Here is a 16383-nt window from a genome sequence, read left to right as displayed (position 1 = left end):
TACCTTGGGAGAATCCTTGCCCACAGGTGATCCCGCCATGGCCCGCACAACGCCCATCGAGCTGTACCGCAACATTGGTATCGTCGCCCACGTGGACGCCGGCAAGACCACTACCACCGAACGCATCCTGTTCTACACCGGGGTCAACCACAAGATGGGCGAGGTGCACGACGGCGCCGCGACCATGGACTGGATGGCCCAGGAGCAGGAGCGCGGCATCACCATCACCTCGGCGGCCACCACCGCGTTCTGGCAGGGCTCGACCCAACAGTTCGCGCACAAGTACCGTTTCAACATCATCGACACCCCCGGTCACGTCGACTTCACCATCGAGGTGGAGCGCTCGCTGCGCGTGCTCGATGGCGCGGTGGTGGTGTTCAGCGGCGCCGATGGCGTCGAGCCGCAGTCCGAGACGGTGTGGCGCCAGGCCAACAAGTACCACGTGCCGCGCCTGGCCTACATCAACAAGATGGACCGCCAGGGCGCCGACTTCCTGCGCGTGGTCAAGCAGATCGACAAGCGTCTGGGGCACCACCCCGTGCCCATCCAGCTGGCCATCGGCAGCGAGGAAAACTTCATCGGCCAGATCGACCTGGTGAAGATGAAGGCCATCTACTGGAACGACGCCGACAACGGCACCAGCTACCGCGAAGAACCCATCCCCGCTGAGCTGCAGGCCCTGGCGGACGAGTGGCGCGCGCATATGCTGGAAGCTGCGGCCGAAGCCAACGACGAGCTGACCATGAAATTCCTCGACGGCGAGGAACTGACCATCGACGAAATCAAGGCGGCGCTGCGCCAGCGCACCATCGCCAACGAAATCGTGCCGACCATCCTCGGCTCGTCGTTCAAGAACAAGGGCGTGCCACTGATGCTCGACGCGGTGATCGACTACCTCCCCGCCCCCTCCGAAATCCCGGCGATCAAGGGCACCGACCCGGACCACGAAGACAAGCACCTGGAACGCCACGCCGACGACAAGGAACCGTTCTCGGCCCTGGCCTTCAAGATCGCCACCGACCCGTTCGTCGGCACCCTGACCTTCGCTCGCGTCTATTCCGGCGTGCTCAGCTCCGGCAACGCGGTGCTCAATTCGGTCAAGGGCAAGAAGGAACGCATCGGCCGCATGGTGCAGATGCACGCCAACCAGCGCGCCGAGATCAAGGACGTGTGCGCCGGCGACATCGCCGCGCTGATCGGCATGAAGGACGTCACCACCGGCGACACCCTGTGCGACATCGACAAGCCAATCATCCTCGAGCGCATGGACTTCCCCGACCCGGTGATCTCGGTGGCCGTGGAGCCCAAGACCAAGGGCGACCAGGAGAAGATGGGCATCGCCCTGGGCAAGCTGGCGCAGGAAGATCCGTCGTTCCGGGTCAAGACCGACGAGGAGACCGGCCAGACCATCATCTCCGGCATGGGCGAGCTGCACCTGGACATCATCGTCGACCGCATGCGCCGCGAATTCAACGTCGAGGCCAACATCGGCAAGCCGCAGGTGGCCTACCGCGAGAAAATCCGCAACACCTGCGAGATCGAGGGCCGCTTCGTCCGCCAGTCCGGCGGGCGCGGCCAGTACGGCCATTGCTGGATCCGCTTCGCCCCGGGCGACGAGGGCAAGGAAGGGCTGGAGTTCGTCAACGAGATCGTCGGCGGCGTGGTCCCCCGCGAGTACATCCCGGCCATCCAGAAAGGCATCGAGGAGCAGATGAAGAACGGCGTGCTCGCCGGCTATCCGCTGATCAACCTGAAGGCGGCGGTGTACGACGGTTCGTACCACGACGTCGATTCCAACGAGATGGCCTACAAGATCGCCGCCTCCATGGCCACCAAGCAGCTGTCACAGAAAGGCGGCGCGGTGTTGCTGGAGCCGGTGATGAAGGTCGAGGTGGTGACCCCCGAGGAGTACCAGGGCGACATCATGGGCGACCTGAGCCGGCGCCGCGGGATGATCCAGGACGGCGACGAAACACCGGCCGGCAAGGTGATCCGCGCCGAGGTGCCATTGGCCGAAATGTTCGGCTACGCCACCTCGATGCGCTCGATGACCCAGGGCCGGGCCAGCTACACCATGGAGTTCACCCGCTATGCCGAGGCACCGGCGAGTATTGCCGATGCCATCGTCAAGAAGAACCGCGGGGAGTCATAAGACACAAGGCCGCTCCTACAATCATGCTCGCCAGCGCAAACTCAGTGCTGCTCGCCCGCCCGCTTGAGCAGCTTCTTGCAGCGCTCCGACAGGTGCACCACGCGCAATTGCTTGCCGGCCTTGGCATAGCGCTCGCGCAGGGTCTTCAACGCCGCGATCGCCGAGTAATCGACAAAGCTCAGGTGCTGGCAGTCCAGGGTGACCTTGGCCGGGTCGCCCGCCGGGTCGAACTGGTTGAGAAACGGCGTGGTCGAGGCGAAGAACAACGTGCCATGCACCTGGTAATGCTTGCTCCCTTCAGCGTCCTCATGGCTGTTGGCATACAATTCGCGGGCATGCTGCCAGGCAAAGTTGACCGCGGCGATAACGATGCCGAACATCACCGCCATGGCCAGGTCGGTGAACACCGTGACCACGGTCACCGCGACGATCGCCAGCACATCGCTGGCCGGCACCTTGTGCAGCACCCGCAAGGAGGCCCAGGCGAAGGTCTGCTGGGCGACCACGAACATCACCCCCACCAGCGCCGCCAGCGGAATGCGTTCGATCAGCGGTGACAGGAACAGCACGAACAGCAGGATCATCACCCCCGCCACCACACCCGACAGCCGGCCCCGGCCATTGGAGCTGAGGTTGATCACCGTCTGGCCGATCATCGCGCAGCCGCCCATGCCGCCGCACAGCCCCGACACCATGTTGGCCGCGCCCAGGGCCACGCACTCGCGATCCGGAAAACCACGGCTCTCGGTGATTTCGTCGGTGAGGTTGAGGGTCAGCAGGGTTTCCAGCAGGCCGACCATGGCCATCAACACCGCGTAGGGGGCGATGATCTTCAGGGTCTGGAGGTTCCACGGGATATCCGGCAGGGCCAGCGACGGCAGGCCGCCGGCAATGTGCGCCATGTCGCCGAGGGTGCGCGTGGGCAGCCCCAGCAGGTACACCAGCAGGCCAACGCCGAGGATCGCCACCAACGCCGGCGGCACCGCGCGGGTCAGCTTGGGCAGTACGTAGACCACCGCCATGGTCAGCGCCACCAGGCCAATCATCAGGTACAGCGGCGCGCCGCCGAGCCAGTGTTCACCGTCCTTGAAGTGCTCCAGCTGAGCCAGGGCGATGACGATGGCCAGGCCATTGACGAAACCAAGCATCACCGGGTACGGCACCAGGCGCACCAGCTTGCCCAGGCGCAGCGCGCCGAACAGGATCATCACCACCCCGCCGAGCAGCACCGTGGCCAGCAGGTACTGGGCGCCGTGCTGCACCACCAGGGCGACGATCACCACCGCCATGGACCCGGCAGCGCCGGAAATCATGCCCGGACGGCCGCCGAACAGCGCAGTGAGCGTGCAGATGATAAAGGCGCCGTACAGGCCCATCAGCGGGTTGAGGTGAGCCACCAGGGCGAAGGCGATGCACTCCGGCACCAAGGCGAACGAAGTGGTGAGGCCGGCGAGCAAGTCGGCGCGTAGACGTGCGGGTTTCATGAAGATCCTGTAAACGACCCTGGCATGACCCTGCGTGGGCGCAGGGAAATGCCGGGGGAATGAGCGTGAAATCGAGGATCGGGATGTTACGGAATTTGTCTGACAGCAGCCACCGCGCATTAATTCATCCCGCTGTGATCCATACCCGGCAAGATGCCGACAAATTTGCCATCATGTTCACTCCACCCGCGGAGATCATGGACATGCCGCTACGCCCCCTCATCGCCTCCTTGCTGCTGGCCGCCAGCCTGACCGCCCAGGCCGCCACCGAGGTCATCCCGCTGCAGCACCGCAGCAGCGCCGAACTGCTGCCTGCCGCCCAGTCGTTTCTTGGCAAGGACGGTACGGTCAGCACCTTCGAGGACAAGCTGATCGTCAACGCAGCGCAGCAGCGCATCGACGACCTGCGCGCCCTGCTGCAACAACTGGACACCGCGCCCAAGCGCCTGCTGATCAGCGTCGACAACAACGACAGCAACTTCCAGGACAACCGCGGCAACGCGCGGGTCATCCGCTATGGCACCGCCAACCGCGAAGGCGGCCTGCAACAGGTACAGGCCAGCGAAGGCCAGCCCGCGCTTATTCAGGTGGGCCAGAGCATCCCGGTCACCAGCACCGCCACCGATGGCTACGGGCGCCTGCAGAGCAACACCGAATACCGCAATGTCACCCAGGGTTTCTACGTCACCCCGCGCCTGAGCGGCGACACGGTTCGGTTGCAAATAAGCACCAATAACGACCGAATGAGCCAGGAACGTCCCGATGTAGTGAAGGTGCAAAGCACCGACACGACCGTCACCGGCAAGCTCGGCGAGTGGATCACCCTGGCCGGGTACAACCAGCAGAGCCAAGCCGAACGCAGTGCGTCAAGCCTCAGCTACAGCACCCAGCGCGGGGAAAACATGACTTTGCGGGTAAAAGTCGACCTGGTCGACTGAGCCCAGGCAAATCAAGCCCTCGACCAAGGGCCTTGAAACTGACCGCCAAGTCGCATTAGACCAAAGATGTAGTAACTCAAAAAAAGCACTACAAAACATTTGACAGGCTCTTTTTGGCAAGGGCATGATGGCCTCGCTCCCGCTAATCAGAGGCCCTGGCAAGGGTCTTCGAGGCGCGCTCCTCCCACCGTGGAGGCGCCTCGTGTCCATACGGCCCACAAGGCGGTTCGACGGGATTGCGACTGCAACGAAGAAGTTGTCCCGAGGGACGGAAGCGCATCACCGCAGTTCTGGCAATCGCGTCGCACCGCAGCACGGCAACCACGAGCCAACCTGCAGGGCACACCTTCGCCTGGCCTGCCTCCCCTTCCCCCTCGCACTTCTGCGTTCGCCGCCGCAGCCCCTCCGGACAGGACAGCCGCCAGGCCCTCTGACCCGCGTATCCGAGCATCAGCACAATTACACTCAAGATCGATGCGACGAGGTTTATTTCCATGGCACTGACACGCGAACAGCAAATTGCAGCCCTCGAGAAAGACTGGGCCGAAAACCCGCGCTGGAAAGGCGTGACCCGTACCTACACCGCCGCCGATGTCGTTCGCCTGCGTGGCTCGCTGCAACCGGAGCATACCCTGGCTCGCCAGGGCGCAGAGAAACTGTGGAAGCTGGTCACCCAAGGTGCCCACCCGTCCTTCCGCCCAGAAAAAGATTTCGTCAACTGCATGGGCGCCCTGACCGGCGGCCAGGCAGTGCAACAGGTCAAGGCCGGCATCCAGGCCATCTACCTGTCCGGCTGGCAGGTTGCCGCCGACAACAACTCGGCCGAATCGATGTACCCCGACCAGTCGCTGTACCCGGTCGACTCGGTGCCGACCGTGGTCAAGCGCATCAACAACTCGTTCCGTCGCGCCGACCAGATCCAGTGGAAAGCCGGCAAGAACCCAGGCGACGAAGGCTACATCGACTACTTCGCGCCGATCGTGGCTGACGCCGAAGCCGGTTTCGGCGGCGTGCTCAACGCCTACGAGCTGATGAAGAACATGATCGAAGCAGGCGCCGCCGGCGTGCACTTCGAAGACCAGCTGGCCTCGGTGAAAAAATGCGGCCACATGGGTGGCAAGGTACTGGTACCGACCCAGGAAGCCGTACAGAAGCTGGTGGCCGCACGCCTGGCCGCCGACGTTGCCGGCGTACCGACCATCATCCTGGCCCGTACCGATGCCAACGCCGCCGACCTGCTGACCAGCGACTGCGACCCGTACGACCAGCCGTTCGTGATTGGCGAGCGTACCCGTGAAGGCTTCTACAAGGTACGCGCCGGCCTCGACCAGGCCATCTCCCGCGGCCTGGCCTACGCCCCGTACGCCGACCTGATCTGGTGCGAAACCGCCAAGCCGGACCTGGACGAAGCCCGTCGCTTCGCCGAGGCGATCAAGAAGGAGTACCCGGACCAGATCCTCTCGTACAACTGCTCGCCGTCCTTCAACTGGAAGAAGAACCTGGACGACGCCACCATCGCCAAGTTCCAGCGCGAGCTGTCGGCCATGGGCTACAAGCACCAGTTCATCACCCTGGCCGGTATCCACAACATGTGGCACGGCATGTTCAACCTGGCGCACGACTACGCCCGCAACGACATGACCGCCTACGTCAAGCTGCAGGAGCAGGAGTTCGCCGACGCCAGCAAAGGCTACACCTTCGTGGCGCACCAGCAGGAAGTGGGCACTGGCTACTTCGACGACATGACCACCGTGATCCAGGGTGGCGCCTCGTCGGTGACTGCTCTGACCGGTTCGACCGAGGAAGAGCAGTTCCACTGAGTGTGGTGAGCTGTTGAACAAGGCCCGGGATCCGCGAGGATCCCGGGCCTTGTTCATTTCCAGGCCAAACGCTGCCTCCTGTAGGAGCGGCCTCGTGTCGCGAAAGGGCCGCAAAGCGGCCCCGGCGATCTTGGCATTCAGGCTGAGATCCTGGGCCTGCTGCGCAGCCCTTTCGCGACACAAGGCCGCTCCTACAGGGATCGTATTACCGGCAAAAACCAGGATCAGGTCTAAGCTTGTGGCTACCCCATAGCAAGGACTGCCCATGCCCCGCCCTGGCCACCTGCTCACCCTCGCCGTCGCAGCCGCGGCCTTCTATCTATATGCTCTGGCCAGCGACAACGCCCTGCTCGGCCTGCTGCTCAAACCCATTCCGGTGCTCGCCCTGATTGCCTGGCTGAGCACCTCCCGCAATACGCCCTACCGCCGCTGGATCATGCTCGGCCTGGCTTTCTCGGTACTCGGCGACATCCTGCTGGCCATCCCCAAGGACCTGTTCGTCTTCGGTCTCGCGGCCTTTCTCTGCGCCCACCTGGCCTACCTGCGTGGCTACTGCCGCCTCACCCGGCGCCCGGCCTACCCCGCCCTGGCCTTCGCCGTATTGGTCGGCGGCGCGCTGTTCGGCCTGCTCGCCAGCCATGGCCTGGGCCCATTGCTGATACCGGTGGCCCTCTATGCCCTGGCCATCGGCGCCATGCTCTGGCGCGCCCTGGCCTGTGGCGGGCTCGCGGCGCTGGGCGCGTGCGCCTTCGTATTCTCCGACAGCCTGATCGGCATCGACCGCTTCGTCAGCCCGTTCGCCGCCGCCGAGTACCTGATCATCCTCGCCTACTGGCTTGGCCAGTGGCTGATTGCCGCGTCCGTGACCCGTAGCTCAAACGATAAAGTATTGATCCAGAGCGGTGCGCCGGGCAGCGCAAACTGCTAGAACGAGGGTTTTTCCCATTGGCAAGGGGGCGCGATTGGCCGACGAACTTTGCAAGGCTCAGAAAGGCTAAAACAATGCAGCTCAAGTTAAATGATATTAATTATCATTACACAATTAGCCAGTCGTTACGCCATGCAAGAAACATAATTAACAAAACCGCACGCAATGCCCGAAACTCAAGGCTTTCAGCCAGTTACGAAAGATTTTTGTTCTTAAACCTACGAATAAATTTGCAACGGAAATTTTACTTGCTCAGGGTTTACCCATAAAATCAGCGCGATTGATTCAGCTGCGACATTTGGTCACTGCGTCTGCGACACCACGTCGCCGCTCTACTTTTTACAGACTGCAGAGCTGGGTCTCTGTATAAGGATTTCAAGCATGTCCGATTCGGTAGGTCTCATCGCCCACAACTGGGGCTTTGCCATCTTCCTCCTGGGTGTCGTCGGCCTGTGTGCCTTCATGCTCGGCCTGTCCAGCCTGCTCGGTAGCAAGGCCTGGGGTCGCGCCAAGAACGAACCCTTCGAATCCGGCATGCTGCCCGTAGGCAGCGCTCGCCTGCGCCTCTCCGCCAAATTCTATCTGGTCGCGATGCTGTTCGTGATCTTCGATATCGAAGCCCTCTTCCTGTATGCATGGTCTGTGTCCGTCCGCGAAAGCGGCTGGACCGGATTCGTCGAAGCACTCATTTTCATTGCAATTCTGTTGGCTGGTCTTGTCTACCTATGGCGCGTCGGGGCGCTCGATTGGGCTCCCGAAGGTCGCCGCAAGCGGCAAGCGAAGCTGAAACAATGAGGCTTTGGCATGCAATACAATCTCACCAGAATCGATCCGGATGCACCCAACGAGCAGTACCCGGTCGGTGAACGGGAAACCGTCACCGATCAACTGCTAGAGGACCAGGTCCACAAGAACATCTACATGGGGAAACTCGAGGATGTGCTGCGTGGCGCGGTCAACTGGGGTCGCAAGAACTCCCTCTGGCCGTACAACTTCGGCCTGTCCTGCTGCTACGTGGAAATGACCACGGCCTTCACGGCACCCCACGACATCGCCCGCTTCGGCGCCGAAGTCATCCGGGCCTCGCCGCGCCAGGCCGACTTCATGGTCATCGCCGGTACCTGCTTCGTGAAGATGGCGCCGATCATCCAGCGCCTGTACGAGCAGATGCTCGAACCGAAGTGGGTTATCTCCATGGGTTCGTGCGCCAACTCCGGCGGCATGTACGACATCTACTCGGTCGTTCAGGGGGTCGACAAGTTCCTCCCCGTGGACGTGTACGTGCCTGGCTGCCCGCCGCGCCCAGAAGCCTTCCTGCAAGGCCTGATGCTGCTGCAGGAATCGATCGGCCAGGAGCGACGCCCGCTCTCATGGGTTGTCGGTGATCAAGGCATCTACCGTGCCGAGATGCCCGCCCAGAAAGACCTGCGTCGCGAACAGCGTATCGCGGTAACCAACCTGCGCAGCCCCGACGAAGTCTGATCCAGCGACCTGCCGCCCGCTCCCGAAGGAGCCGGCGGCCTGGCTTCATTCTTAACGTTGACCCAAAGCGACCGAGACCATGACAGCGGACAACGCTATTTATATTCCGCCTTACAAGGCTGACGACCAGGATGTGGTCGTCGAACTGCACAACCGATTCGGCGCCGACGCTTTCGTCGCCCAGGAAACCCGCACCGGCATGCCCGTGCTGTGGGTCAAGCGCGCCCAGCTCAAAGAAGTGCTCAGTTTCCTGCGCGGTGTCGCCAAGCCCTACAGCATGCTGTACGACCTGCACGGCGTCGACGAACGCCTGCGCACCCAGCGCCGCGGCCTGCCCGCCGCCGACTTCAGCGTGTTCTACCACTTGCTGTCGATCGAACGTAACAGCGACGTGATGATCAAGGTGTCGCTCAGCGAAGGCGACCTGAACCTGCCCACCGTCACCGGCATCTGGCCCAACGCCAACTGGTACGAGCGCGAAGTCTGGGACATGTTCGGCATCGACTTTGCCGGCCACCCGCACCTGAGCCGCATCATGATGCCGCCGACCTGGGAAGGTCACCCGCTGCGCAAGGACTACCCTGCCCGCGCCACCGAGTTCGATCCCTACAGCCTGACCCTGGCCAAGCAGCAGCTTGAAGAGGAGTCGGCGCGCTTCAACCCGGAAGCCTGGGGCATGAAGCGCCAGGGCGCCAACGAGGACTACATGTTCCTCAACCTTGGCCCCAACCACCCTTCGGCCCACGGTGCCTTCCGTATCGTCCTGCAGCTGGACGGCGAAGAGATCGTCGACTGCGTCCCGGACATCGGCTACCACCATCGTGGCGCCGAGAAGATGGCCGAGCGCCAGTCCTGGCACAGCTTCATCCCCTACACCGACCGTATCGACTACCTCGGCGGGGTGATGAACAACCTGCCCTACGTGCTCGCGGTGGAGAAGCTGGCCGGCATCCAGGTGCCGCAGAAGGTCGACGTGATTCGCATCATGCTGGCCGAATTCTTCCGCATCACCAGCCACCTGCTGTTCCTGGGTACCTACATCCAGGACGTCGGCGCCATGACCCCGGTGTTCTTCACCTTCACCGACCGCCAGCGCGCCTACACCGTGATCGAGGCGATCACCGGTTTCCGCCTGCACCCGGCCTGGTACCGCATCGGTGGCGTCGCCCACGACCTGCCGCGCGGCTGGGACAAGCTGGTCAAGGACTTCGTCGAATGGCTGCCCAAGCGCCTCGACGAATACACCAAGGCGGCCCTGCAGAACAGCATCCTCAAGGGCCGTACCATCGGCGTCGCCGCGTACAACACCAAGGAAGCCCTGGAATGGGGCACCACCGGTGCCGGCCTGCGCGCCACCGGTTGCGACTTCGACCTGCGTAAAGCGCGCCCGTACTCCGGCTACGAGAACTTCGAGTTCGAAGTACCGCTGGCCCACAACGGCGATGCCTACGATCGCTGCATGGTCCGCGTCGAGGAGATGCGCCAGAGTATCCGCATCATCGACCAGTGCCTGCGCAACATGCCGGAAGGCCCGTACAAGGCGGATCACCCGCTGACCACGCCGCCGCCGAAAGAGCGCACCCTGCAGCACATCGAGACCCTGATCACCCACTTCCTGCAAGTCTCGTGGGGCCCGGTCATGCCGGCCAACGAGTCGTTCCAGATGATCGAGGCGACCAAGGGCATCAACAGTTACTACCTGACGAGCGATGGCGGCACCATGAGCTACCGCACCCGGATCCGTACCCCGAGCTACCCGCACCTGCAGCAGATCCCTTCGGTGATCAAAGGCAGCATGGTCGCCGACCTCATTGCGTACCTGGGCAGTATCGACTTCGTTATGGCTGACGTGGACCGCTAAGCATGAACAGCACGCTTATCCAAACCGACCGTTTCGCCCTGAGCGAAACCGAGCGCTCGGCCATCGAGCACGAGATGCACCACTACGAGGACCCGCGCGCGGCGTCCATCGAAGCCCTGAAGATCGTCCAGAAGGAACGCGGCTGGGTGCCGGACGGCGCCATCTACGCCATCGGCGAAGTGCTGGGCATCCCCGCCAGCGACGTCGAGGGCGTGGCCACCTTCTACAGCCAGATCTTCCGCCAGCCGGTTGGCCGCCACATCATCCGCGTGTGCGACAGCATGGTCTGCTACATCGGCGGCCATGAGTCGGTGGTCAGCCAGATCCAGAGCGAGCTGGGCATCGGCCTGGGCCAGACCACCGCGGACGGGCGCTTCACCCTGCTGCCGGTGTGCTGCCTGGGTAACTGCGACAAGGCCCCGGCGCTGATGATCGACGACGACACCTTTGGCGACGTGCAGCCCGCTGGCGTCTCCAAGCTGCTGGAGGGTTACGTATGACCATCACTTCCTTCGGCCCGGCCAACCGCATTGCGCGCTCGGCCGAAACCCACCCGCTGACCTGGCGCCTGCGTGACGACGGCGAGCCGGTCTGGCTGGCCGAGTACCAGTCGAAAAACGGCTACGCCGCCGCGCGCAAGGCACTGGCCGACATGTCCGCCGACGACATCGTGCAAAGCGTCAAGGACTCCGGCCTCAAGGGCCGTGGCGGCGCAGGTTTCCCCACTGGCGTGAAGTGGGGCCTGATGCCCAAAGACGAATCCATGAACATCCGCTACCTGCTGTGCAACGCGGACGAAATGGAACCGAACACCTGGAAGGACCGCATGCTGATGGAGCAACAGCCCCATCTGCTGGTCGAGGGCATGCTGATCAGCGCCCGCGCCCTGAAGGCCTACCGTGGCTACATCTTCCTGCGTGGCGAATACACCACCGCGGCGAAGAACCTCAACCGCGCCATCGACGAAGCCAAGGCCGCAGGCCTCTTGGGCAAGAACATCCTCGGTTCGGGCTTTGACTTCGAGCTGTTCGTGCACACCGGTGCCGGGCGCTACATCTGCGGTGAAGAAACCGCGCTGATCAACTCGCTCGAAGGCCGCCGCGCCAACCCGCGTTCCAAGCCGCCCTTCCCTGCCGCCGTCGGCGTGTGGGGCAAGCCGACCTGCGTGAACAACGTCGAGACCCTGTGCAACGTGCCGGCCATCGTCGCCAACGGCAACGACTGGTACAAGTCGCTGGCCCGCGAAGGCAGCGAAGACCACGGCACCAAGCTGATGGGCTTCTCCGGCAAGGTGAAGAACCCCGGCCTGTGGGAACTGCCGTTCGGCGTCACTGCCCGCGAGCTGTTCGAAGACTACGCCGGTGGCATGCGCGACGGCTTCAAGCTCAAGTGCTGGCAGCCAGGCGGTGCCGGTACCGGCTTCCTGCTGCCCGAGCACCTCGACGCGCAGATGTACGCCGGTGGCATCGCCAAGGTCGGCACCCGCATGGGTACCGGCCTGGCGATGGCGGTGGACGACAGCGTCAACATGGTGTCCTTGCTGCGCAACATGGAAGAGTTCTTCGCCCGCGAGTCGTGCGGCTGGTGCACTCCGTGCCGCGACGGCCTGCCATGGAGCGTGAAGATGCTGCGCGCCCTGGAGAATGGCCAGGGCCGTGCCGAAGACATCGAGACCCTGCTGGGCTTGGTCAACTTCCTCGGCCCAGGCCGCACCTTCTGTGCTCACGCACCCGGTGCCGTCGAGCCATTGGGCAGTGCCATCAAGTACTTCCGCTCGGAGTTCGAGGCCGGTGTCGCGCCGCAAAGCGCCGACGCCCTGCGCCCGAACCTGGCGAAACCGATTGTGGTAGGCGCATAACAAGATAGATCGCGGGTGGTCCGTGCCACCCGCCAGCCTGCCGGCCGGCCCGCATGAGGCGTGGCGTGCCGCAGGCTCACCGATTTCCATTAGCCACGCCCGCTCACGCGGGCCAACGAAGAACTTTGAACAATGGCCACTATCCACGTAGACGGCAAAGCGCTCGAAGTCAACGGTGCGGACAACCTGTTACAGGCCTGTCTGTCGCTCGGCCTCGACATCCCTTATTTCTGCTGGCACCCGGCGCTCGGTAGCGTCGGCGCCTGCCGGCAGTGCGCGGTCAAGCAGTACACCGACGAGAACGACACCCGTGGTCGTATCGTCATGTCCTGCATGACCCCTGCCTCCGACGGCACCTGGATCTCCATCGACGATGACGAGTCCAAGGCGTTTCGCGCCAGCGTCGTCGAATGGCTGATGACCAACCACCCGCACGACTGCCCGGTGTGCGAGGAAGGCGGTCACTGCCACCTGCAGGACATGACGGTAATGACCGGCCACAACGAGCGCCGCTACCGTTTCACCAAGCGTACCCACCAGAACCAGGACCTCGGCCCGTTCATCGCCCACGAGATGAACCGCTGCATCGCCTGCTACCGTTGCGTGCGCTACTACAAGGACTACGCCGGCGGCACCGACCTGGGCGTGTATGGCGCCCACGACAACGTGTACTTCGGTCGCGTTGAAGACGGCGTGCTGGAAAGCGAATTCTCCGGCAACCTCACCGAGGTCTGCCCGACCGGTGTGTTCACCGACAAGACCCACTCCGAGCGCTACAACCGCAAGTGGGACATGCAGTTCGCCCCGAGCATCTGCCATGGTTGCTCCAGCGGCTGCAACATCAGCCCCGGCGAGCGCTACGGCGAACTGCGCCGCATCGAGAACCGCTTCAACGGCTCGGTCAACCAGTACTTCCTGTGCGACCGTGGCCGCTTCGGCTATGGCTACGTCAACCGCAGCGACCGCCCACGCCAGCCGCTGCTGGCCGACGGCACCAAGCTGGGCCTGGACGCCGCCCTGGACAAGGCCGCCGACCTGCTGCGCGGCCGCACCATCGTCGGCATCGGCTCGCCGCGCGCCAGCCTCGAGAGCAACTACGGCCTGCGCGAGCTGGTCGGCGCCGAGTACTTCTACTCGGGCATGGAAGCCGGTGAGCTGGCCCGCGTGCGCCTGGTGCTGGAGGTGCTGAACAACAGCCCGCTGCCGGTACCGACCCTGCGCGACATCGAAGACCACGACGCGGTGTTCGTGCTCGGCGAAGACCTGACCCAGACCGCCGCCCGCGTCGCCCTGGCAGTGCGCCAGGCGACCAAGGGCAAGGCCGAGGCCATGGCCGACGCCATGCGCGTACAGCCTTGGCTGGACGCCGCGGTGAAGAACATCGGCCAGCACGCGCTGTACCCGCTGTTCATCGCCTCGCTGGCCGAGACCAAGCTGGACGACGTCGCCGAGGAATGCGTGCACGCCGCCCCCGCGGACCTGGCCCGCATCGGTTTCGCCGTGGCCCACGCCATCGACCCGAGCGCCCCGGCCGTCGAAGGCCTGGACAGCGAGGCCAAGGCCCTGGCCCAGCGCATCGCCGATGCCCTGGTCGCCGCCAACCGCCCACTGGTGGTCGCCGGTGCTTCGCTGGCCGAGCCGGCCCTGATCGAAGCCGCCGCCAACATCGCCAAGGCCCTGAAGCTGCGCGAGAAGAACGGCTCGTTGAGCCTGGTGGTGCCTGAGGCCAACAGCCTCGGCATGGCCATGATGGGTGGCGATTCGGTCGATGCCGCACTGGACGCCGTCATCAGCGGCAAGGCCGACGCCATCGTCGTGCTGGAAAACGACCTGTACGCCCGCGTGCCGGCCGCCAAGGTCGACGCTGCCCTGGCCGCGGCCAAGGTGGTGATCGTCGCCGACCACTCCAAGACCGCGACCAGCGACCGCGCCCACCTGGTGCTGCCGGCCGCCTCGTTCGCCGAAGGCGACGGCACCCTGGTCAGCCAGGAAGGCCGCGCCCAGCGCTTCTTCCAGGTGTTCGACCCGCAGTACCTGGACAGCAGCATCCAGATCCACGAAGGCTGGCGCTGGATGCACGCCCTGCGTGCCACCCTGCTCAACAAGCCGGTGGACTGGACCCAGCTGGACCACGTCACCAGCGCCTGCGCCGAAGCCGCCCCGCAACTGGCCGGCATCGTCAACGCAGCACCAAGCGCCGCGTTCCGCATCAAGGGCATGAAGCTGGCCCGTGAGCCGCTGCGCTACTCCGGCCGTACCGCCATGCGCGCCAACATCAGTGTGCACGAGCCACGTACCCCGCAGGACAAGGACACCGCGTTCGCCTTCTCCATGGAAGGCTACTCGGGCTCGGCCGAACCGCGCCAGCAGGTGCCGTTCGCCTGGTCGCCGGGCTGGAACTCGCCGCAGGCCTGGAACAAGTTCCAGGACGAAGTCGGTGGCCACCTGCGCGCCGGCGACCCGGGCGTGCGCCTGATCGAGTCGCAAGGCGACCGCCTGAGCTGGTTCAGCGCCATTCCGGGCGCGTTCAACCCGGCCCGTGGCACCTGGACCGCGGTACCGTTCTTCCACCTGTTCGGCAGCGAAGAGAACTCCTCGCGCGCCGCCCCGGTGCAGGAGCGCATCCCGGCCGCCTACGTGGCCCTGGCCAAGTCCGAGGCCGACCGCCTGGGCGTCAACGACGGCGCGCTGCTGAGCCTGAAGGTCGCTGGCGTGGCCCTGCGTCTGCCGCTGCGTATCAATGAAGAACTGGGCGCTGGCCTGGTTGCGTTGCCCAAAGGCCTGGCCGGCATTCCGCCCGCCATCTTCGGTGCAGCCGTCGAAGGCCTGCAGGAGGCAGCACAATGAGCTGGTTCACCCCCGAAGTGATCGACGTGATCATTCAGGTCGTCAAGGCCATCGTGGTGCTGCTGGCCGTGGTGGTCTGCGGCGCCCTGCTCAGCTTCGTCGAACGGCGCCTGCTGGGCTGGTGGCAGGACCGCTACGGTCCGAACCGCGTTGGCCCGTACGGCATGTTCCAGATCGCCGCCGACATGCTGAAGATGTTCTTCAAGGAAGACTGGAACCCGCCCTTCGTCGACAAGATGATCTTCACCCTGGCGCCAGTGGTGGCCATGAGCGCGCTGCTGATCGCCTTCTCGATCATCCCGATCAGCCCGAGCTGGGGCGTCGCCGACCTGAACATCGGCCTGCTGTTCTTCTTCGCCATGGCCGGTCTGTCGGTGTACGCCGTGCTGTTCGCCGGCTGGTCGTCGAACAACAAGTACGCCCTGCTGGGCAGCTTGCGTGCTTCGGCGCAGACCGTGTCGTACGAGGTGTTCCTGGGCCTGGCGCTGATGGGCGTGGTGGTGCAGGTGGGCTCGTTCAACATGCGCGACATCGTTGAATACCAGGCCAACAACCTGTGGTTCATCATTCCGCAGTTCTTCGGCTTCTGCACCTTCTTCATCGCTGGCGTCGCCGTGACCCACCGTCACCCGTTCGACCAGCCGGAAGCGGAACAGGAACTGGCCGACGGCTACCACATCGAATATGCCGGCATGAAATGGGGCATGTTCTTCGTTGGCGAGTACATCGGCATCGTCCTGATCTCGGCGCTGCTGGTCACCTTGTTCTTCGGCGGCTGGCACGGCCCGTTCGGCATCCTGCCGCAGGTGCCGTTCCTGTGGTTCGCCCTGAAGACCGCGTTCTTCATCATGCTGTTCATCCTGCTGCGCGCCTCGATCCCGCGCCCACGCTATGACCAGGTGATGGACTTCAGCTGGAAGTTCTGCCTGCCGCTGACCCTGATCAATTTGCTGGTGACCGCTGCGATCGTGCTCTACAACACGCCAGCCGTCGCGGCCCAGTGAGGATTTGAC

12 protein-coding genes are annotated in these 16383 nt (G+C 64.1%); 11 read left to right on the top strand and 1 reads right to left on the bottom strand.

Annotation, left to right across the window (positions count from 1 at the left end; all coding sequences use genetic code 11):
• The first annotated feature begins 37 nt into the window (after positions 1 to 37).
• Positions 38 to 2152: an elongation factor G gene (fusA, locus tag KSS95_RS11640; protein ID WP_217853780.1), complete on the top strand. Its 2115-nt coding sequence runs from the start codon at positions 38 to 40 to the stop codon at positions 2150 to 2152.
• A 41-nt stretch (positions 2153 to 2193) separates the two neighbouring features.
• On the opposite strand, the gene KSS95_RS11635 is transcribed toward fusA, so the two are convergent.
• Positions 2194 to 3636 carry a SulP family inorganic anion transporter gene (locus tag KSS95_RS11635; RefSeq protein ID WP_217853779.1) on the bottom strand — a complete coding sequence of 481 codons (1443 nt, stop codon included), beginning with the start codon at positions 3634 to 3636 and terminating at the stop codon, positions 2194 to 2196.
• A 173-nt stretch (positions 3637 to 3809) separates the two neighbouring features.
• Between KSS95_RS11635 and KSS95_RS11630 the strand changes: the two genes are divergently transcribed.
• The 10 genes from KSS95_RS11630 (at position 3810) to nuoH (ending at position 16374) form a co-directional block, all read left to right on the top strand.
• Positions 3810 to 4574, top strand: coding sequence for a secretin GspD/PilQ domain-containing protein (locus KSS95_RS11630; protein WP_225935575.1), 765 nt, complete (start codon positions 3810 to 3812; stop codon positions 4572 to 4574).
• A 494-nt stretch (positions 4575 to 5068) separates the two neighbouring features.
• A complete protein-coding gene (gene aceA, locus KSS95_RS11625; protein WP_217853778.1) occupies positions 5069 to 6394 on the top strand; it encodes an isocitrate lyase in 1326 nt (441 codons plus the stop codon).
• A gap of 265 nt (positions 6395 to 6659) precedes the next feature.
• The gene (locus KSS95_RS11620) at positions 6660 to 7322 is read left to right on the top strand and encodes a lysoplasmalogenase (RefSeq protein ID WP_217853777.1); all 663 of its coding nucleotides are present in this window, start codon (positions 6660 to 6662) and stop codon (positions 7320 to 7322) included.
• 381 nt (positions 7323 to 7703) lie between these two features.
• Positions 7704 to 8117 carry an NADH-quinone oxidoreductase subunit A gene (locus KSS95_RS11615; RefSeq protein WP_217853776.1) on the top strand — a complete coding sequence of 138 codons (414 nt, stop codon included), beginning with the start codon at positions 7704 to 7706 and terminating at the stop codon, positions 8115 to 8117.
• A 9-nt stretch (positions 8118 to 8126) separates the two neighbouring features.
• Positions 8127 to 8804 (top strand): NuoB/complex I 20 kDa subunit family protein, encoded by a 678-nt coding sequence (locus KSS95_RS11610; RefSeq protein ID WP_008096180.1) that lies wholly within the window; start codon positions 8127 to 8129, stop codon positions 8802 to 8804.
• Between the two features lie 79 nt (positions 8805 to 8883).
• Positions 8884 to 10665, top strand: coding sequence for an NADH-quinone oxidoreductase subunit C/D (nuoC, locus tag KSS95_RS11605; protein WP_217853775.1), 1782 nt, complete (start codon positions 8884 to 8886; stop codon positions 10663 to 10665).
• A 2-nt stretch (positions 10666 to 10667) separates the two neighbouring features.
• A complete protein-coding gene (gene nuoE, locus KSS95_RS11600; protein ID WP_012313767.1) occupies positions 10668 to 11165 on the top strand; it encodes an NADH-quinone oxidoreductase subunit NuoE in 498 nt (165 codons plus the stop codon).
• Positions 11162 to 12523 (top strand): NADH-quinone oxidoreductase subunit NuoF, encoded by a 1362-nt coding sequence (gene nuoF / locus KSS95_RS11595; RefSeq protein WP_217853774.1) that lies wholly within the window; start codon positions 11162 to 11164, stop codon positions 12521 to 12523. Before nuoE ends, nuoF begins: the two co-directional genes overlap by 4 nt.
• Positions 12524 to 12655: 132 nt before the next feature.
• Entirely contained in the window at positions 12656 to 15370 is a 2715-nt protein-coding gene (nuoG, locus tag KSS95_RS11590; RefSeq protein ID WP_217853773.1) for an NADH-quinone oxidoreductase subunit NuoG, read from the top strand.
• Positions 15367 to 16374: an NADH-quinone oxidoreductase subunit NuoH gene (nuoH, locus tag KSS95_RS11585; protein ID WP_217853772.1), complete on the top strand. Its 1008-nt coding sequence runs from the start codon at positions 15367 to 15369 to the stop codon at positions 16372 to 16374. Before nuoG ends, nuoH begins: the two co-directional genes overlap by 4 nt.
• Positions 16375 to 16383: the final 9 nt, after the last annotated feature.

The sequence above is a fragment of the Pseudomonas muyukensis genome (assembly GCF_019139535.1).
Classification (GTDB): domain Bacteria; phylum Pseudomonadota; class Gammaproteobacteria; order Pseudomonadales; family Pseudomonadaceae; genus Aquipseudomonas; species Aquipseudomonas muyukensis.
The sequence above is the reverse complement of the archived record's forward strand: the minus strand, read 5'-3'. Positions and strand labels throughout refer to the sequence as shown.